This is a genomic window from Cupriavidus sp. P-10, from assembly GCF_003402535.2.
Lineage (GTDB): Bacteria > Pseudomonadota > Gammaproteobacteria > Burkholderiales > Burkholderiaceae > Cupriavidus.
In genome coordinates this window covers 2,474,450-2,491,263 of the sequence record NZ_AP025170.1, presented here as the reverse complement: position 1 = coordinate 2,491,263, position 16,814 = coordinate 2,474,450, and the positions used below count along the sequence as shown (strand labels likewise).

Below are 16,814 nucleotides of genomic sequence, written 5' to 3'. Positions count from 1 at the left end.
AGACAATGACTAATCAAGTTTCTGCGATGCCCGTCGGGCAAGCCGCGCGCGGCGCCACGCCGGGCCAGTCGCTGAAGAGCGCGATCACGGCCGCCGTGATGACGGCGATCCTGACCATTCCCATCCTGGGCCTGCAGCTCAAGCTGGAAGGCTACAAGGTGGTGCTCGAGCCGCACTGGCGTCCGGTATGGATTGCCGTGGCCGCTGTGTTCCTGTTCCAGCTGTTCAAGCCGATGCTGTCGCGTGCCGGCAGCGCCGTGCGCCTGCCGTCGGTGCCGCAGCTCGGCGCGCGCCAGCAGCGCGTGGCGGTATGGGTGCTGCTGGCGGTCGGGCTGGTATGGCCGTTCTTCGGCTCGCGCGGCGCGGTCGACGTGGCCACGCTGGCGCTGATCTACGTGATCCTGGGGCTGGGCCTGAACATCGTGGTGGGCTATGCCGGCCTGCTCGACCTGGGCTACGTCGGCTTCTACGCCATCGGCGGCTATACCTACGCGCTGCTGAACCAGTACTTCGGTCTGGGCTTCTGGGAATGCCTGCCGATCGCCGCGGCGATGTCGGCGACCTTCGGCTTCATCCTCGGCTTCCCGGTGCTGCGGCTGCGCGGCGACTACCTTGCCATCGTGACGCTGGGCTTCGGCGAGATCATCCGCCTGCTGGCCAATAACCTGACCAGCCTGACCGGCGGCCCGGACGGTGTCTCGGGCATCCCGAAGCCGTCCGTGTTCGGCATCGAGATGGCGCGCAGCGCAAGCGTGGAGGGCGCCAAGACTTTCCATGACCTGATCGGCCTGGACTACAGCGGCCAGCACATGGTGATCTTCCTGTACCTGCTGGCGCTGCTGCTGGTGGGCTTCACGCTGTTCGTCACCAGCCGCCTGATCCGCATGCCGATGGGCCGTGCCTGGGAAGCGCTGCGCGACGACGAGATCGCGTGCCGCTCGCTGGGCCTGAACCCGACCCGCATCAAGCTGTCGGCGTTCACGCTGGGCGCTTCGTTCGCCGGCATCGGCGGCGCGTTCTTCGCGGCGCGCCAGGGGCTGGTCAACCCGGAATCGTTCACCTTCATCGAGTCGGCGCTGATCCTTGCCGTGGTGGTGCTGGGCGGCATGGGCTCGCAGCTGGGCGTGATCCTGGCGGCGATCCTGCTGACCGTGTTGCCCGAGGTGGCGCGCGGCTTTGCCGAATATCGCATGCTGATTTTCGGCCTGGTGATGGTGCTGATGATGATGTGGCGACCGCAGGGCCTGCTGCCCGCGAACCGTCCCCACGTGGAGCTTCCTCGATGAATGCGCCGATGAGTACAAACGCAGAATTGCTGAAGGTCTCGGGCCTGCAGATGCGCTTCGGCGGCCTGCTGGCCGTGGACGGCATCGATTTCGATGTCCGCAAGGATGAGGTCTTCGCCATCATCGGCCCCAACGGCGCCGGCAAGACCACGGTGTTCAACTGTGTCGGTGGCTTCTACAAGCCGACCGCGGGCGATGTCACGCTGGATGGCCACGACATCGCCGGCCTGCCCAGCCACAAGGTGGCGCGCCAGGGCCTGGTGCGGACCTTCCAGAACATCCGCCTGTTCAAGTCGCTGACGGTGGTGGAGAACCTGCTGGTGGCGCAACACCTGCAGGTGCAGTCCGGCATCCTGCGCGGCCTGTTTGCCACCCCGGCCTATCGCCGTGCCGAGCGTGAAGCGCTGGAGCGCGCGGCGGTCTGGCTGGAGCGGATGGGCCTGACCAAGGTTGCCAACCGCGAGGCCGGCACGCTGTCGTACGGCCACCAGCGCCGGCTGGAGATCGCGCGCTGCATGATCACCAAGCCGCGCCTGCTGATGCTGGACGAACCCGCCGCCGGCCTGAACCCGCAGGAGAAGGTCGAGCTGCAGCAGCTGATCGACCAGCTGCGGCGAGAGTTCGGCATTGCCGTGCTGCTGATCGAGCACGACATGAGCCTGGTGATGGGCGTGTCCGACCGCATCCTGGTGATGGAGCACGGCAAGCCGATCGTGATCGGAAAGCCGGAGGAAGTGCGCAACGACCCGCGCGTGATCAAGGCCTACCTGGGAGAGGACTGATGCTGAAGCTGGAACAGGTCCATACCCACTACGGCGCCGTCGAGGCGCTGTCGGGCGTATCGATCGAAGTGAACAAGGGGGAGATCGTCACCCTGATCGGCAGCAACGGCGCCGGCAAGACGACGCTGATGATGACCGTGTGCGGCACGCCGCGCGCCTCCAGCGGGCGCGTGCTGTTCGAAGGCGAGGACATCACCAACCGCTCGACGCACGAGATCATGCGGCTGGGCATGGCGATCTCGCCCGAAGGCCGGCGCGTGTTCCCGAGCCTGACGGTGCTGGAGAACCTGAAGATGGGCGGCTTCTTTGCCAGGCGCGACGAGATCGAGGCAGGCATCGAGCACGTCTTCAAGCTGTTCCCGCGCCTGAACCAGCGCGCGAGCCAGCGCGCCGGCACCATGTCGGGCGGCGAGCAGCAGATGCTGGCGATCGGTCGCGCGCTGATGAGCCGGCCGCGCCTGCTGTTGCTGGACGAGCCCACCCTCGGCCTCGCACCCTTGATCATCGCGCAGATCTTCGACATCATCCGGACCATTCGTGACGAAGGCGTCACTGTGTTCCTGGTCGAGCAGAACGCCAACAAGGCGCTTCAGGTCGCGGATCGCGGCTATGTGCTGGAAACCGGCAAGGTGGTGCTGGCCGATACCGGCGCCAACCTGCTGGCCAACGACCGGATCAAGGCCGCCTACCTGGGCGGCTGATGTCCGCGGCCGCCACCCTGCAACGGGGTGGCGGCCCTCTGGCGATTCGTTTTCGCCATCCGCGAAAGCCCCCTTTCGCCAATCACATTACATTCCAGGCGCCGTCCCGGCCGGGCAGGGCGCTGATCCCCATACCCCCTGTGGCATAATCGATTGCCAAGTCAAGCATTGCGGCAACGCTTGAAATAACGCTCGCTTCAGGCGGCTTCCGGCGCGATCATCGAGACTGATTGCAATACGACGCCCGTGTTCGCCACCGCGACCGAAGCGAACAAAAACCCCTGCAAACTACTGCGCGGTCACCGCGGACCTCTCCTGCCAAGGATCGGTCATTCGGCCCGCCATCGCATCATGGCCAAGACGCTCTACGACAAACTCTGGGATGACCACACCGTCCACGTCGAGGAAGACGGCACCACGCTGCTCTACATCGACCGCCACCTGCTGCATGAAGTCACCAGCCCGCAGGCGTTCGAGGGCCTGAAGCTGGCGGAGCGTCCGGTATGGCGCATCAGCGCGAACCTGGCCGTGTCGGACCACAACGTGCCGACCACCGACCGCAGCCAGGGCATCGCCGATCCGGTGTCGAAGCTGCAGGTCGATACGCTGGATGCAAACTGCGACAGCTTCGGCATCACCCAGTTCAAGATGACCGATCACCGCCAGGGCATCGTGCACGTGATCGGGCCGGAGCAGGGCGCGACGCTGCCGGGCATGACGGTGGTGTGCGGCGACTCGCATACCAGCACGCATGGCGCCTTCGGCGCGCTGGCGCACGGCATCGGCACGTCTGAAGTCGAGCACGTGCTGGCCACGCAGACGCTGCTGGGCAAGAAGGCGAAGAACATGCTGGTCAAGGTGGAAGGCAAGCTGCCGCGCGGCTGCACCGCCAAGGACATCGTGCTGGCCGTGATCGGCAAGATCGGCACCGCCGGCGGCACCGGCTTCACCATCGAGTTCGCCGGCTCGGCCATCCGCGACCTGACCATGGAAGGCCGCATGACGGTCTGCAACATGGCCATCGAGGCGGGCGCGCGCGCCGGCCTCGTGGCGGTGGACGATGTCACGCTGGAATACGTGAAGGGCCGCCCGTACGCGCCGCAGGGCGTGGAGTGGGAGCAGGCGGTTAGTTACTGGCGCACGCTGCATTCGGATGCCGGTGCCAAGTTCGACCAGGTGGTCGAACTGCGCGCCGAAGACGTCCGCCCGCAGGTGACCTGGGGCACATCGCCGGAAATGGTGATCAGCATTGAAGACCGCGTGCCGGATCCCGAGAAGGAAAAGGACCAGAACAAGCGCAACGCCATGGAGCGCGCGCTGGAATACATGGGCCTTCAGCCCAACGTGCCGGTCGAAAGCATCAATATCGACAAGGTCTTTATCGGCTCGTGCACCAACAGCCGCATCGAAGACATGCGTGCCGCCGCGTGGGTGGTGCAGAAGCTGGGCCGCAAGGTTGCATCGAACGTAAAGCTGGCGCTGGTGGTTCCGGGTTCCGGCCTGGTCAAGGAGCAAGCCGAGCGCGAAGGTCTGGACAAGATCTTCAAGGCCGCCGGCTTTGAGTGGCGCGAGCCGGGCTGCTCGATGTGCCTGGCCATGAATGCCGACCGCCTCGATCCGGGCGAGCGCTGCGCGTCGACCTCTAACCGCAACTTCGAAGGCCGTCAGGGCGCCGGTGGCCGTACCCACCTGGTGAGCCCGGCGATGGCAGCCGCTGCCGCCATCGAAGGCCATTTCGTCGACATCCGCAAGCTGGGCTAAGCGGGGCGCGGCAGATGAAAAGAACCCTGATCGCATGGCTGGCATGCCTGGGCATGCTGCAGCTGGCTGGCTGCAATACCATGGCCGGCCTGGGCAAGGACACGCAGGCCGCAGGCAGCTCGCTCGAGCGCGCGGCCAAGAAGTAAGGAAAGAGACATGGACAAGTTCACCGTACACAGCGGCCTCGTGGCCCCGCTCGACCGCGAAAACGTCGACACCGACGCCATCATCCCGAAGCAGTTCCTGAAGTCGATCAAGCGCACCGGCTTCGGCCCCAACCTGTTCGACGAGTGGCGCTACAAGGATGTCGGCGAGCCCGGCATGGACAACAGCAAGCGTCCGCTGAACCCGGACTTCGTGCTGAACCAGCAGCGCTACCAGGGCGCGTCGATCCTGCTGGCGCGCCGCAATTTCGGTTGCGGCAGCTCGCGCGAGCACGCGCCGTGGGCGCTGACGCAATACGGCTTCCGCGCCGTGATCGCGCCCAGCTTTGCCGATATCTTCTTCAACAACTGCTACAAGAACGGCCTGTTGCCGGTGGTGCTGAGCGAGCAGCAGGTCGACCACCTGTTCAACGAGACCAACGCGTTCAACGGCTACCAGCTGACCATCGACCTGGACAAGCAGGTGGTGCTCACGCCGTCGGGGCAGGGCTACGAATTCGACATTGCCCCGTTCCGCAAGTACTGCATGCTGAACGGTTTCGACGATATCGGCCTGACCCTGCGCCATGCCGACAAGATCAAGGCCTACGAGGCCGAGCGCGTGGCGAAGATGCCGTGGCTGAACAACCGCCTGGTCGGATAAGACTCTACGAGGGAAGACAACAATGAAGATCGCAGTCCTGCCGGGTGACGGCATTGGTCCCGAAATCGTTGCAGAGGCCGTCAAGGTCCTGAACGCGCTCGACGAGAAGTTCGAACTGGAAACCGCCCCGGTGGGCGGCGCCGGCTACGAGGCCGAAGGCCATCCGCTGCCGGAGAACACGCTGAAGCTGGCCAAGGAAGCCGACGCCATCCTGTTCGGCGCCGTCGGCGACTGGAAATACGACAGCCTGGAGCGCGCGCTGCGCCCCGAGCAGGCCATCCTGGGCCTGCGCAAGCACCTGCAACTGTTTGCCAACTTCCGTCCGGCGATCTGCTATCCGGAGCTGACCGGCGCCTCGAGCCTGAAGCCCGAGCTGGTGGCCGGCCTGGACATCCTGATCGTGCGCGAACTGAACGGCGACATCTACTTCGGCCAGCCGCGCGGCCTGCGCGAAGCGCCGGACGGCCTGTTCAAGGGGGCGCGCGAAGCCTTCGACACCATGCGCTACAGCGAGCCGGAAATCCGCCGCATTGCGCATGTGGCATTCCAGGCCGCGGCCAAGCGCGGCAAGAAGCTGTGCAGCGTCGACAAGGCCAATGTGCTCGAAACCTTCCAGTTCTGGAAGGACATCGTGATCGACGTCAGCAAGGAATATCCGGAAGTCGAGCTGTCGCACATGTATGTCGACAACGCGGCCATGCAGCTGGTCAAGGCGCCAAAGAGCTTCGACGTGATCGTCACCGGCAATATGTTCGGCGACATCCTGTCGGACGAGGCCGCGATGCTGACCGGCTCGATCGGCATGCTGCCGTCGGCGTCGCTGGATGCGAACAACAAGGGCCTGTACGAGCCGTCGCACGGTTCGGCACCTGACATCGCCGGCAAGGGCGTGGCCAATCCTCTGGCCACCATCCTGTCGGCGGCGATGATGCTGCGCTACTCGCTGAACCGCGCCGAGCAGGCCGACCGCATCGAGAACGCCGTCAAGAAGGTGCTGGCCCAGGGCTACCGCACCGGCGACATCCTGACGCCGGGCTGCAAGCAGGTCGGCACCCGCGAGATGGGTGAAGCCGTGCTGGCGGCACTGTAAGTCACACGCAAAAGGGCACCGCCAGCGCGGTGCCCTCGTTTTATTTGTCCCCAATTTGCACGCTGCGGCGGCGCCGCAAAATCGTGTAGACTCTGCGAATGGCCCGATTTTCCCAGTCCACCCTGACTGCTGTTGTCGCCCTGACCGCTACCCGCGGCCCGGTCGGCACGATTTCGCTCGGCCAGACCGCAACGACGATTAAAACCATTATTAAAACCGCGATCGCCTAGATCCGTTCGTCGTGCCTGCCCGTCTTCCCCGCGCAGCCACGCCGGGCGAGGAAAATGGCGGGGAAGTAAAAATCACATCCGAGGTAAATCATGATTGTAGGTCTCGTCGGTTGGCGGGGTATGGTCGGCAGCGTCCTGATGCAACGCATGCAGGAAGAGCGTGATTTCGACCACATCGAGCCCGTCTTCTTCAGCACGTCCAACGCCGGCGGCAAGGCGCCCGCCATGGCCAAGAACGAAACCACGCTCAAGGATGCCAACGACATCGAGGCACTGAAGAAGTGCGACGTGGTGCTGACCGCCCAGGGCGGCGACTACACCAACGAAGTCTTCCCCAAGCTGCGCGCGGCGGGATGGAAGGGCTACTGGATCGACGCGGCTTCGTCGCTGCGCATGAAGGACGATGCCATCATCGTGCTGGATCCGGTCAACCAGGGTGTGATCAAGGACGCGCTGTCCAAGGGCGTCAAGAATTTCATCGGCGGCAACTGCACGGTCAGCTGCATGCTGATCGGCCTGGGTGGCCTGTTCCAGGCCGACATGGTCGAATGGATGACCTCGATGACCTACCAGGCCGCTTCGGGCGGCGGCGCCCAGCACATGCGCGAGCTGCTGACGCAGTTCGGCACGCTGAACGCGTCGGTCAAGCCGCTGCTGGATAACCCGGCCTCGGCCATCCTGGAAATCGACCGTCAGATCCTGGCGACCCAGCACGGCCTGTCCGCCGAGGAAACCAAGCAGTTCGGCGTGCCGCTGGCCGGCAACCTGATCCCCTGGATCGACAAGGACCTGGGCAACGGCCAGTCCAAGGAAGAGTGGAAGGGCGGCGCCGAGACCAACAAGATCCTGGGCCGTGGCGAAGGCTTCCTGGGCGCGACCGGCGCCACGCCGATCGCCGTCGACGGCCTGTGCGTGCGCATCGGCGCGATGCGCTGCCACTCGCAGGCGCTGACCATCAAGCTGCGCAAGGACGTGCCGCTGGACGAGGTCGAAGGCATGCTGGCCGCTCACAACCCGTGGGCCAAGGTGGTGCCGAACACGCGTGAAGCCAGCATGACCGACCTGACCCCGGCTGCCGTGACCGGCACGCTGACGATCCCGGTCGGCCGCCTGCGCAAGATGCAGATGGGCGGCGAGTACCTGTCGGCCTTCACGGTGGGCGACCAGCTGCTGTGGGGCGCGGCCGAGCCGCTGCGCCGCATGCTGCGTATCCTGATCGAATCCTGATGGGAAGTTGCCTGGTTGCGTCCGTTGCAGCCAGGCAACAGAAAAGACCGCTTTGCCGACAACGCCGCGCCCACGCGCGGCGTTGTTGTATCCGGGCGCCTATTTTCCCGGGCGATGCGTCACAATACGCCGGCATGCGCCCCGGCTCGCAGGGGTCGGCGCCTGCGCGCCGGCTGGACAAGAGGTGCAACCAGAATGCCTCGCCAGCCTGCCGGACCTGTTTATGGGGTCGGTTTGTCGATGTATATCGCTACTAAAACATAACGGAGCATAAAGGTGAGTGTGAGCCAACATCGCCGGAAAGATGCGCCTACTGCCCGTCAGCGCTGGTCAACGCTGGCCGTCACGGCACTGGGCCTGCTGCTTGCGCAGCCGGCCGCATATGCCGCGGGGTTCGGGCAATTGCGGGTTCAGTCGAATCTGGGGCAGCCGCTACAGGCTGAAATCGACATCAGCGGGGTCACGCCCGAAGAGGCCGCCGGGCTGAACGTCAGGCTGGCGTCGCCGGGGGCGTATGCCGCGGCGGGGCTGACTTACCAGCCCGCGGTCAGTACGCTGCGCCTGGAGGTCGAGCGCCGACGCAACGGCAGCTATGTCGCCAAGGTCCGTTCGACCCAGCCGATCAGCGAGCCGTTTGTCGATATCCTGGTCGACATGAGTTGGGCCAGCGGCAAGGTTTCGCGCGCCTACACATTCCTGCTTGATCCCGCCGGAGCCAAGCCCTCCAACGAGACCTACTCGCCGTCGACGGTGGTACAGGCGGCAACGCCCGACGCTTCACCCGCCACCGCGCCGCAGCCCGCGGCTGACGCAGCGCCGCAAGCGGCGGCACAGGAGGCCGCGTCCGCCGCCGAATCCGCCCGTCCGGCAGCGCCCGTGCGCCCGGCACGGCAAGCCAGGCGCGCGCCGGCACCGGCAACCGCACCGAGCGCCGACACGGCGCCGGGCGGCGGCTATACCGTCAAGCGCGGCGATACGCTGTCTGGGATTGCCGGCGAAGCCGTACAGGGCGCCGAATCGGTGTCGCTGGACCAGATGCTGGTCGCGCTCTATCGCAACAATCCCAATGCCTTTATCGGCGGCAACATGAACCGGCTGCGCAGCGGCGCGGTGCTGCAGGTGCCGACCCAGCAACAGGCGCAGTCCGTCACGCGGAAGGAGGCACGCCGCGAAGTGGTCGCGCGCACGCAGGGCTTCGACGCCTATCGCAGCCGCCTGGCGAGTGCCGCCGCGGCCAAGTCGGTCGAGCCCGACAGCGGCCGCCAGCAGTCCGGCAACGTGACGGCGCGCGTGCAGGAACAGGCGGCCCCGACCGATGGCCCGCGCGACGAACTGAAGCTGAGCAAGGCCGAGCGGGGTGCCCAGGCGGATGCTGCCGCCAAGGCCGAAGCCAACGTCGCTCGCGAGCGCCAGATCAAGGAAGCCGAGACGCGCCTGGCGCAGCTGGAAAAGAATATCGGCGACATGCAGAAGCTGCTCGAGCTGAAGAATGCCGAGATCGCCAAGCTGAGCCAGTCCAACCAGGCGGCGCCTGCCGACAAGGAGAAGGAAAAGGCGGCCGCAGTGGCCAAGCCGGAAGCGGCCGCACCGAACGTGGTGGCCGCGCAGGCGCCGAAGGCGGATGCGGCGGAACCAGCGGCAGCGGCGGCTACCGCTGCCGCCGCCGTGCCCGCCGCCGCTGGCGCAGCGTCGGCAGTGGCTGCCGCCGGAGCCTCGGCGCCGCAAGTGGCTGCTGCTGCGCCGGCATCGGCCCCGGCAGTCAAGCCGACGCCACCCGTGGTGGCACCGCCCGCACCGGTGCAGGAACCGTCGTTCCTTGACGGCCTGCTCGCCAACCCGCTGCTGCTGCCCGGCGGTGGCCTGGTGGTGGCGCTGCTCGGCGTCTTCGCGATCTATCGGCGCCGCCAGCAGCAGAAGGAAAGCGAGGCGACCGGCTTTGGCGACAGCATCCTGTCGCAGGAAAGCACGGTGATGGCCGGCACCAATTCGCTGTTCGGTGCCGCCGGCGGGCAGAGTGTCGACACCTCGCAGCACAGCGTGTTCGGCGCCGATTTCCGCATCGGCAACAACACGCCGGAAGCCAATGAGGTCGACCCGATCGCCGAGGCCGAGGTCTATATCGCCTACGGGCGCGATGTGCAGGCCGAGGAGATCCTGCGCGAAGCCCTGGAGAAAAACCCGGAGCAGCAGCCGGTGCGGCTCAAGCTCCTGGAGATTTACAGCAACAGACAGGATGTGGAAGGTTTCCGCGTGATAGCAGAAGAAATGTTCGCCCAGACCGGCGGACACGGTGCGGAATGGCTGAAGGCAGCAGAAATGGGGCGCGCGCTCGAGCCGGGCAACGCGATGTATATGGTGGTGACGCCGGAGGCCGCGGGCCCGGATACGGCCTCGCCGGCAACGGACCAGTGGCGCACGCAGGACCCGTCGCAGGATCCGGCATCGATCCCGCGCCTGGAGCCCTCGCTGGGCGACCTGGCACTGCCGCTGGACGCCTTCCCGGCGCCCGCGGCGGGCGACCCGATCGTGGCGCCGGCATCGGCGGCCATGGTGTTCGGCACCGATTCGGACCCGACCGAACCGGCCGTGCGCCTGGACCGCGGACTGCACCTGGACTTCCCGGCCCGTGCCACCGACCCGCTGGCAGATGATGAGGACGAGCACGAGGTGCCGCGCCTGGATACGCCCACCCGCTCGCGCCCGCTGGAGTTCGACATGTCCGGCCTGTCGCTCGACCTGGGCGGTGGGCCGTCGGCTACCAGCGGCTCGCCGGCCGCGGCGGACGAGGCGTTCGCGCCGTTGCCTGCAACGACCATGCTGCGCGACGGCAAGCTGGCCGAGCCGTTCGACCTGTCCCGCGTTCCCGACGAGACCAATCCCGACACCGCTCGCGGCGTTTCGCCCAGCACGCTGTCGACCGATGGTGTCGACGGCGGGCGCGACATGCAGATCAAGCTCGACCTGGCCCGTGCCTATATCGAGATCGGCGACAAGGAAGGGGCGCGCGAGCTGCTGCAGGAGGTGGTAGATCAGTCGCAGGATCCGCTGCAGGCCGAGGCCCGTTCGCTGCTGCTGGAAGTGGCCTGAGCTATCATTGACGGTCCGCCGCGGCACCCGCTGCCGCGGCATGAAGCGATGCGCCGGAAGCGTCCCTTCCGGCGCATTTGCTTTTCCGGCGCGCGCGGCACGCAAGCTTGCCCGACGTTGCCGGACCCATGCTTTTTCCCCTGACATGAACCGCATCGCTCTTGGCCTGCACTACGACGGCGCCGCCTTTTCCGGCTGGCAGTCGCAGCCGCACCGCAATACCGTGCAGGATCACCTCGAAGACGCCATCGAGCGCTTCGCCGGCGTGCGCCTGCTGACCACCGTGGCGGGGCGCACCGATACCGGCGTGCACGCGCTGGGACAGGTCATCCACCTGGATACCGAGCTGGAACGCGAGCCTTTTTCCTGGGTCCGCGGCGTCAATGCGTTCCTGCCGCCGTCGATCGCGCTGCAGTGGGCGCGGCCCGTCGACGAGGGCTTCCACGCCCGCTTCCTGGCGTACGAGCGCATGTATTACTACGCGCTCTACACCGGCCCGCATCGGGTGCCGATGGTGCATGGCCGCGCCGGCTACCAGATGCTGCCGCCGGGCCAGCGGCTCGACGTCGAGGCAATGCGCGAAGCCGCCGCGTGCCTGGTCGGCGAGCATGACTTTTCCGCTTTCCGCGCCGCCGAATGCCAGGCCAAGTCGCCGGTCAAGACCATGTACGACGTCACCATCCGTGACGACGGCAACTGGGTGTTCCTGCGCTTCCGCGCCAGCGCCTTCCTGCACCACATGGTGCGCAACCTGATGGGCTGCCTGGTGGCGGTGGGCCGCCGCCGCTACCCGCCGCAGTGGCTGGCGCAGGTGCTGGCCGGGCGCGACCGCAAGCTGGCAGCGCCTACGTTCATGCCGGATGGCCTTTACCTGGTCGGGGTCAAGTATCCTGATGCTTACCCGATCCCCGCGGCCGATCCGTCCGCGAGCCTGTTTCATGGAGTGTTCAATGACGCAGCCTGAGGGCAGTGCGATGCACCTGCCACAGCGTACCCGCATCAAGATCTGCGGCCTGACCCGCGAGGACGACGTGCGCGCCGCCGTCGATGCCGGCGCGGACGCGATCGGGCTGGTTTTCTACCCGAAGAGCCCGCGCTACGTCGAAGTGGCGCGGGCGGCGGCGCTGGCCGAGGCCGCGGGGCCGTTCGTCGCGGTGACGGGGCTGTTCGTCAACGCCGAGCTGGAGGACATCGCCCATGTGGCCGAGCGTGTGCCGTTGACGCTGCTGCAGCTGCACGGCGACGAAACCCCGCAGTTCTGCACCCAGGCCGCCCAGCGCTGCCGGCTGCCGTTCCTGCGCGCCGCCCGTGTCCGTCCGGGGCTCGATTTGGTAGAATTTGCCGACCAATACCGTGATGCCGCTGCCTTGCTGCTCGATGCCTTCGTCGAAGGCTACGGCGGTGGCGGCCACGTCTTCGACTGGACCCTGATTCCTCCGGCATGGCTTCCGCCCAATCCTCCGGTTACGGCAACCGGCAACCTGAACGCAAGCGGCGCTCCTCGCATCGTTTTGAGTGGTGGGTTGAACGCGCAAAACGTCGCTGGCGCGATTGAACGCGTGCGGCCCTACGCTGTGGACGTCAGCAGCGGGGTAGAGGCCGCCAAGGGCGTGAAGGACCACGCCCGCATTGCCGAATTCGTGCGCGCTGTCCGCAGCGCCGAGGCCGGATGAGCCGGATCGAAGCCCGATCCCTTGCCCACCCCGTGTCCGCCGCTTCAAGGCGGCCATCGCGCACCCCAGCCAACTACGCGCCCTTGCCGGTCAAGGCAAGGCCGCTGTTCCGAAGAGCCTAGACATGTACGACCTGCCCGATTCCCGTGGCCATTTCGGCCCCTATGGCGGCACCTTCGTTTCCGAGACACTGGTCCACGCGCTGGACGAGTTGCGCGAAGCCTATGCGCACTCTCAGAAGGACCCGGAGTTCGATGCCGAATTCCGCCGCGAACTGAAGCACTTTGTCGGCCGCCCGTCGCCGATCTACCACGCGCAACGCTGGAGCGAGACGCTCGGCGGCGCGCAGATCTTTTTCAAGCGCGAAGACCTGAACCACACCGGCGCGCACAAGATCAACAACGTCATCGGGCAGGCGCTGCTGGCCAGGCGCATGGGCAAGCCGCGCGTGATCGCCGAGACCGGGGCAGGGCAGCATGGCGTGGCGACGGCCACTATCGCTGCACGCTTCGGCATGGAGTGCGTGGTCTACATGGGCGCCGAAGACGTCAAGCGCCAGGCCGCCAACGTCTACCGCATGAAGCTGCTGGGCGCGACCGTGGTGCCGGTGGAAAGCGGCTCGCGCACGCTCAAGGACGCGCTCAATGAAGCCATGCGCGACTGGGTCACCAACGTCGAGAACACCTTCTACATCATCGGCACAGTGGCCGGCCCGCATCCGTACCCGATGATGGTGCGCGACTTCCAGTGCGTGATCGGCGAGGAAGCCAAGGTGCAGATGCCGGAGATGACCGGCCGCCAGCCGGATGCGGTGATTGCCTGCGTCGGCGGCGGCTCCAATGCCATGGGCATCTTCTATCCGTATATCGAGCACCAGGATGTGCAGCTGATCGGCGTGGAAGCCGCCGGCGACGGCCTCGACACCGGCCGCCATGCCGCGTCGCTGACCGGCGGCACGCCCGGCGTGCTGCACGGCAACCGCACCTACCTGCTGCAGGACGACAACGGCCAGATCATCGAGACGCATTCGGTCTCGGCCGGCCTGGACTACCCTGGCGTTGGCCCCGAGCATGCCTGGCTCAAGGACAGTGGCCGCGCGCAGTACGTGCCGATCACCGATGACGAAGCGCTCAAGGCCTTCCATGACTGTTGCCGCATCGAGGGCATCATCCCGGCGCTGGAATCGAGCCACGCGATCGCCTACGCCTGCAAGCTGGCGCCGACGCTGCCCAAGGACAAGCTGCTGCTGGTGAACCTGTCCGGCCGCGGCGACAAGGACATGCACACGGTCGCCGAGCGCGCGGGGCTCAAGCTCTGATGCGCGCGCTGTCCCACCCCCAGGGCCTTGCCGTCGGCGGGCCCGACGCCTTGCCTGGCGCGCCCGACGCGCCGCCGCTGCACCTGTTCCAGGAAGACATGTTCGAGGGCATTGCCCGCCTGCCGGACGGCTCGGTCGACCTGATCGTCGCCGATCCGCCGTACGGGCTGGGCAAGGACTATGGCAACGATTCCGACCTGCTGTCGGGCCAGGCCTACCTGGACTGGTCCGAGCGCTGGATGGACGCGGTCGTGCCCAAGCTCGCGCCCAGGGGCACGCTCTACCTGTTCTGCACCTGGCAGTATTCGCCGGAGCTGTTCGTGATGCTCAAGCGGCGCCTGACGATGATCAACGAGATCATCTGGGACCGCCGCGTGCCCAGCATGGGCGGCACCACGCGCAAGTTCTCGTCGGTGCACGACAACATCGGCTTCTTTGCCAAGGCGCGCGACTACTACTTCGATCTCGACCCGGTCCGGATTCCGTATGACCCCGAGACCAAGAAGGCGCGCAGCCGCCCGCGCTTCGAGGGCAAGAAGTGGCTGGAGGTGGGCTACAACCCCAAGGACCTGTGGAGCATCTCGCGCATCCACCGGCAGGATCCCGAACGCGCCAACCACCCGACGCAGAAGCCGCTGGAAATCGTCGAGCGCATGGTGCTGTCGAGCTGCCCGCCGGGCGGCCTGGTGCTGGATCCGTTCGCGGGCAGCGGCACCACCGCGGTGGCCTGCCTGCGCCACGGCCGGCGCTTTGTGGGCTACGAGATCAACCCGGAGTACGTGCAGGTGGCGTGCGGGCGCGTGGCCGCGGCCGCGCAAGCCATGCCCGCGATCGAGCCTGACGTCACCGCAACCCCGGCCGCCGCCAACGACGACGCCTCGCCGGCGCCGCGGCCTCACCTGATTCCCTGATATGTCCCGTATCCAGAAGACGTTCGCGGCGCTGACCGCGCAGCAGAAGAAGGGCCTGATTCCGTTTGTCACCGCCGGCGATCCCGAGCCCGGCCTGACCGTGGCGCTGATGCACGCGCTGGTGGCGGGCGGCGCCGATGTGATCGAGCTGGGCGTGCCGTTCTCCGACCCGATGGCCGACGGCCCGGTGATCCAGCGCGCCTCCGAGCGCGCGCTGGCGCAGGGCGTGTCGCTGACGCAGGTGCTGCAGTGGGTGCGCGAGTTTCGCCAGACCAATGCCGAGACCCCGGTGGTGCTGATGGGCTACGCCAACCCGATCGAGCGCATGGGCGAAGAGGCCTTCGCCAAGGCTGCGAGCGCGGCCGGCGTGGATGGCGTGCTGGTGGTCGACTATCCGCCCGAGGAGTGCGAATCCTTCGCCGGGCTGATGCGCGACAACGGCATGGATCCGATATTCCTGCTGGCACCGACCTCCACCGATGCACGCATCGAGGCAGTGGCCAAGGTCGCCAGCGGCTATCTTTACTATGTCTCGCTCAAGGGCGTGACCGGTTCTGCATCGATCGACCTGGACAGCGTGGCTTCGCGCCTGCCGCTGATCAAGCAGCACGCCAACCTGCCGGTGGGCGTGGGCTTCGGCATCCGCGACGCGCAGACCGCGCGCGCGATCGGCAGCGTGTCCGACGCCGTGGTGATCGGCAGCAGGCTGGTGCAACTGCTGGAAGACACGCCGCGCGAGCAGGCGGTGGCGGCGCTGCAGGCGTTTATCGCCGAGATCCGCCAGGCGCTGGACAGCAAGTGATCTAATCCGGGCTCGGCAGGCCTCGGTAAGTGATGCGGCGTGCTCAATTTGCGCGCCGCGCTTCGAGGTCACGGGCCCGGCGTGGTAAATTTGCGGGTTGATTCCCTGCCACCTGCCGAAGTGCGCCCTGACACAGGGTTTGCCGGCGGCGCGCAGCTATCCGAAAGGAGCTTTCATGAGCTGGTTGGATAAACTCCTGCCCCCCAAGATTCAACAGACCGACCCCCGTACCCGCAAGGGCATCCCGGAGGGGTTGTGGGTCAAGTGCCCGTCGTGCGAGTCCACCCTGTACCGGACCGACGTCGAGGCCAACCTGCACGTCTGCCCCAAGTGCGACCACCACATGCGCATCAACGCGCGTGCGCGGCTGGACGGGCTGCTGGACGCCGAAGGGCGCTATGAGATCGGCCAGGAGATCGTGCCGGTCGACGCGCTCAAGTTCAAGGATTCGAAGAAGTACCCGGACCGCATCAAGGCGGCCATGGAAGAAACTGGCGAAACCGACGCCATGGTGGTGATGGGCGGTGCCATCCACACCATCCCGGTGGTGGCGAGCTGCTTCGAGTTCGAATTCATGGGCGGCTCGATGGGTTCGGTCGTGGGCGAGCGCTTCGTGCGCGGCGCGCAGGCCGCGCTCGAGCAGAAGGTGCCGTTCATCTGCTTTACCGCCACGGGCGGCGCGCGCATGCAGGAAAGCCTGCTGTCGCTGCTGCAGATGGCCAAGACCACGGCCATGCTGAATCAGCTGAGCGCGAGCAAGCTGCCGTTCATCAGCGTGCTGACCGACCCGACCATGGGTGGCGTGTCGGCCTCGTTCGCCTTCCTGGGCGACGTGGTGATCGCCGAGCCCAAGGCGCTGATCGGCTTTGCCGGCCCGCGCGTGATCGAGCAGACCGTGCGCGAGAAGCTGCCGGAAGGCTTCCAGCGCTCGGAGTTCCTGCTGCAGAAGGGCGCCATCGACATGATCATCGACCGCCGCAAGATGCGCGCCGAACTGGCGCAGCTGCTGGCGCTGCTGCAGAAGCAGCCGGCCGACGCGGTGGCATAACGCCGCAGCAATCGCAATACCGAAGGCGCGGGTGGTTGACGCGCCTTTCGCCTTTTCTGGACGCCCGCAGCGCCGGCCCTTGACTTTGCGC

16 protein-coding genes are annotated in these 16,814 nt (G+C 66.6%); all 16 read left to right on the top strand.

Annotated features, from left to right (window positions below; translation table 11 throughout):
- The first annotated feature begins 5 nt into the window (after positions 1 to 5).
- The 16 genes from CTP10_RS11510 (at position 6) to accD (ending at position 16,723) form a co-directional block, all read left to right on the top strand.
- Positions 6 to 1,286 carry a high-affinity branched-chain amino acid ABC transporter permease LivM gene (locus CTP10_RS11510; protein ID WP_442875078.1) on the top strand — a complete coding sequence of 427 codons (1,281 nt, stop codon included), beginning with the start codon at positions 6 to 8 and terminating at the stop codon, positions 1,284 to 1,286.
- 8 nt (positions 1,287 to 1,294) lie between these two features.
- The gene (gene livG / locus CTP10_RS11505) at positions 1,295 to 2,068 is read left to right on the top strand and encodes a high-affinity branched-chain amino acid ABC transporter ATP-binding protein LivG (RefSeq protein WP_116322301.1); all 774 of its coding nucleotides are present in this window, start codon (positions 1,295 to 1,297) and stop codon (positions 2,066 to 2,068) included.
- Positions 2,068 to 2,769 (top strand): ABC transporter ATP-binding protein, encoded by a 702-nt coding sequence (locus CTP10_RS11500; RefSeq protein ID WP_116322290.1) that lies wholly within the window; start codon positions 2,068 to 2,070, stop codon positions 2,767 to 2,769. Before livG ends, CTP10_RS11500 begins: the two co-directional genes overlap by 1 nt.
- Positions 2,770 to 3,120: 351 nt before the next feature.
- Positions 3,121 to 4,530 (top strand): 3-isopropylmalate dehydratase large subunit, encoded by a 1,410-nt coding sequence (gene leuC / locus CTP10_RS11495; protein WP_116322289.1) that lies wholly within the window; start codon positions 3,121 to 3,123, stop codon positions 4,528 to 4,530.
- 14 nt (positions 4,531 to 4,544) lie between these two features.
- Complete coding sequence (locus CTP10_RS11490; RefSeq protein WP_116322288.1) at positions 4,545 to 4,676, top strand: entericidin A/B family lipoprotein; 132 nt, start codon at positions 4,545 to 4,547, stop codon at positions 4,674 to 4,676.
- Between the two features lie 10 nt (positions 4,677 to 4,686).
- Positions 4,687 to 5,337 carry a 3-isopropylmalate dehydratase small subunit gene (leuD, locus tag CTP10_RS11485; protein WP_116322287.1) on the top strand — a complete coding sequence of 217 codons (651 nt, stop codon included), beginning with the start codon at positions 4,687 to 4,689 and terminating at the stop codon, positions 5,335 to 5,337.
- A gap of 22 nt (positions 5,338 to 5,359) precedes the next feature.
- The gene (gene leuB, locus CTP10_RS11480) at positions 5,360 to 6,427 is read left to right on the top strand and encodes a 3-isopropylmalate dehydrogenase (protein WP_063238336.1); all 1,068 of its coding nucleotides are present in this window, start codon (positions 5,360 to 5,362) and stop codon (positions 6,425 to 6,427) included.
- A gap of 98 nt (positions 6,428 to 6,525) precedes the next feature.
- Complete coding sequence (locus CTP10_RS11475; protein ID WP_012353360.1) at positions 6,526 to 6,657, top strand: hypothetical protein; 132 nt, start codon at positions 6,526 to 6,528, stop codon at positions 6,655 to 6,657.
- Positions 6,658 to 6,747: 90 nt separating this feature from the next.
- Complete coding sequence (gene asd, locus CTP10_RS11470) at positions 6,748 to 7,884, top strand: aspartate-semialdehyde dehydrogenase (RefSeq protein WP_116322286.1); 1,137 nt, start codon at positions 6,748 to 6,750, stop codon at positions 7,882 to 7,884.
- Positions 7,885 to 8,160: 276 nt separating this feature from the next.
- Entirely contained in the window at positions 8,161 to 10,971 is a 2,811-nt protein-coding gene (locus CTP10_RS11465; RefSeq protein ID WP_116322285.1) for a FimV/HubP family polar landmark protein, read from the top strand.
- 145 nt (positions 10,972 to 11,116) lie between these two features.
- A complete protein-coding gene (truA, locus tag CTP10_RS11460) occupies positions 11,117 to 11,935 on the top strand; it encodes a tRNA pseudouridine(38-40) synthase TruA (RefSeq protein WP_116322284.1) in 819 nt (272 codons plus the stop codon).
- Positions 11,922 to 12,644, top strand: a complete 723-nt coding sequence (locus CTP10_RS11455) for a phosphoribosylanthranilate isomerase (protein WP_116322283.1) — start codon at positions 11,922 to 11,924, stop codon at positions 12,642 to 12,644. The genes truA and CTP10_RS11455 overlap by 14 nt, the downstream gene beginning before the upstream one ends.
- A 124-nt stretch (positions 12,645 to 12,768) precedes the next feature.
- Positions 12,769 to 13,962 (top strand): tryptophan synthase subunit beta, encoded by a 1,194-nt coding sequence (gene trpB, locus CTP10_RS11450; RefSeq protein ID WP_116322282.1) that lies wholly within the window; start codon positions 12,769 to 12,771, stop codon positions 13,960 to 13,962.
- Positions 13,962 to 14,873 (top strand): DNA-methyltransferase, encoded by a 912-nt coding sequence (locus tag CTP10_RS11445; protein WP_116322281.1) that lies wholly within the window; start codon positions 13,962 to 13,964, stop codon positions 14,871 to 14,873. The genes trpB and CTP10_RS11445 overlap by 1 nt, the downstream gene beginning before the upstream one ends.
- 1 nt (position 14,874) lies before the next feature.
- Entirely contained in the window at positions 14,875 to 15,675 is an 801-nt protein-coding gene (gene trpA / locus CTP10_RS11440) for a tryptophan synthase subunit alpha (protein WP_116322280.1), read from the top strand.
- A 175-nt stretch (positions 15,676 to 15,850) separates the two neighbouring features.
- Positions 15,851 to 16,723 (top strand): acetyl-CoA carboxylase, carboxyltransferase subunit beta, encoded by an 873-nt coding sequence (gene accD, locus CTP10_RS11435; RefSeq protein ID WP_116322279.1) that lies wholly within the window; start codon positions 15,851 to 15,853, stop codon positions 16,721 to 16,723.
- Positions 16,724 to 16,814: the final 91 nt, after the last annotated feature.

Bases quoted from the DNA above. Each gene is read 5' to 3' on its own strand.
- CTP10_RS11455 (WP_116322283.1), top strand. From the start codon at position 11,922: ATGACGCAGCCTGAGGGCAGTGCGATGCACCTGCCACAGCGTACCCGC.
- truA (WP_116322284.1), top strand. From the start codon at position 11,117: ATGAACCGCATCGCTCTTGGCCTGCACTACGACGGCGCCGCCTTTTCC.
- trpA (WP_116322280.1), top strand. From the start codon at position 14,875: ATGTCCCGTATCCAGAAGACGTTCGCGGCGCTGACCGCGCAGCAGAAG.
- leuB (WP_063238336.1), top strand. From the start codon at position 5,360: ATGAAGATCGCAGTCCTGCCGGGTGACGGCATTGGTCCCGAAATCGTT.
- trpB (WP_116322282.1), top strand. From the start codon at position 12,769: ATGTACGACCTGCCCGATTCCCGTGGCCATTTCGGCCCCTATGGCGGC.
- CTP10_RS11500 (WP_116322290.1), top strand. From the start codon at position 2,068: ATGCTGAAGCTGGAACAGGTCCATACCCACTACGGCGCCGTCGAGGCG.
- asd (WP_116322286.1), top strand. From the start codon at position 6,748: ATGATTGTAGGTCTCGTCGGTTGGCGGGGTATGGTCGGCAGCGTCCTG.
- leuD (WP_116322287.1), top strand. From the start codon at position 4,687: ATGGACAAGTTCACCGTACACAGCGGCCTCGTGGCCCCGCTCGACCGC.
- CTP10_RS11490 (WP_116322288.1), top strand. From the start codon at position 4,545: ATGAAAAGAACCCTGATCGCATGGCTGGCATGCCTGGGCATGCTGCAG.
- CTP10_RS11445 (WP_116322281.1), top strand. From the start codon at position 13,962: ATGCGCGCGCTGTCCCACCCCCAGGGCCTTGCCGTCGGCGGGCCCGAC.
- leuC (WP_116322289.1), top strand. From the start codon at position 3,121: ATGGCCAAGACGCTCTACGACAAACTCTGGGATGACCACACCGTCCAC.
- CTP10_RS11510 (WP_442875078.1), top strand. From the start codon at position 6: ATGACTAATCAAGTTTCTGCGATGCCCGTCGGGCAAGCCGCGCGCGGC.
- livG (WP_116322301.1), top strand. From the start codon at position 1,295: ATGAGTACAAACGCAGAATTGCTGAAGGTCTCGGGCCTGCAGATGCGC.
- CTP10_RS11475 (WP_012353360.1), top strand. From the start codon at position 6,526: ATGGCCCGATTTTCCCAGTCCACCCTGACTGCTGTTGTCGCCCTGACC.
- accD (WP_116322279.1), top strand. From the start codon at position 15,851: ATGAGCTGGTTGGATAAACTCCTGCCCCCCAAGATTCAACAGACCGAC.